Origin of the sequence: Vibrio genomosp. F10 str. ZF-129 (assembly GCF_000287055.2) — a bacterium.
In the GTDB taxonomy this organism is placed as follows: Bacteria; Pseudomonadota; Gammaproteobacteria; order Enterobacterales; family Vibrionaceae; genus Vibrio.
Genome location: NZ_AJYQ02000077.1, coordinates 1 through 705, shown reverse-complemented (window position 1 = coordinate 705; position 705 = coordinate 1). Strand labels below are relative to the sequence as shown.

At 38.2% G+C, this 705-nt stretch carries 1 protein-coding gene; it reads left to right on the top strand.

All coding sequences use genetic code 11. From position 1 onward, the window contains the following. Positions 1 to 45: 45 nt before the first annotated feature. Complete coding sequence (locus tag A1QO_RS07790) at positions 46 to 672, top strand: hypothetical protein (protein ID WP_141707122.1); 627 nt, start codon at positions 46 to 48, stop codon at positions 670 to 672. The last annotated feature ends 33 nt before the right edge of the window (positions 673 to 705 follow it).

Genomic DNA, 705 nt, shown 5'->3' with positions numbered 1-705 from the left:
AGTGGCAGCGCCACTTAGTAAGGCGTTATGCAATTGGAGAAGAAAGTGGGTAATGAGCTAATTAAAACAATCAATAGAAAAGATGGTGTTGATGCTGCTTTAGACTTAACAGAAGCTTTTTTAGACACGCAGATTAGTGACGAGTTGCTCGGCAATATTCCTCTATTAGGGCTGATAGTAAAACTCAAAAACTTCGGATGTAGTATTAGCGATTACTATTTCATTAAAAAGCTACAAAAATTCGTATTCCATCTGGGGGAAGTATCTACAGTTGAAAGGGATGAGTTCTTCCGAAAGTTATCTGAAGATTCCGAACATCAAGCTAGAGTTAATGATAACTTATTGCTGTTGCTGAACACATCAGATGATATTGAAAAGCCTTCATTAATAGGGACAGTTTTCTCTGCTTACGTGCGTGGTTCTGTGAATTATGAACACTTTATGCAGTTTTCATCTGCGGTTAACAGCTTAAATTGTTATCAGTTGAAGTTACTCAAAGAGCAGAGTGAAAGGCAAGTCGCTAGATCTGTTGGTCATGCTCTAGCATCTCATGGACTTGTAATTGTATCTGTACCTACATTAGCCGGTTCTTCTACACCTAATTACTATTTAAACGACGAAGGCGCATTGTTTCTTCATTGCTTATTTGGTTCCGTGGTTGAGTGGGAGTAATTGCATAACAAAGCATTTAAGAGTGATTCGCAA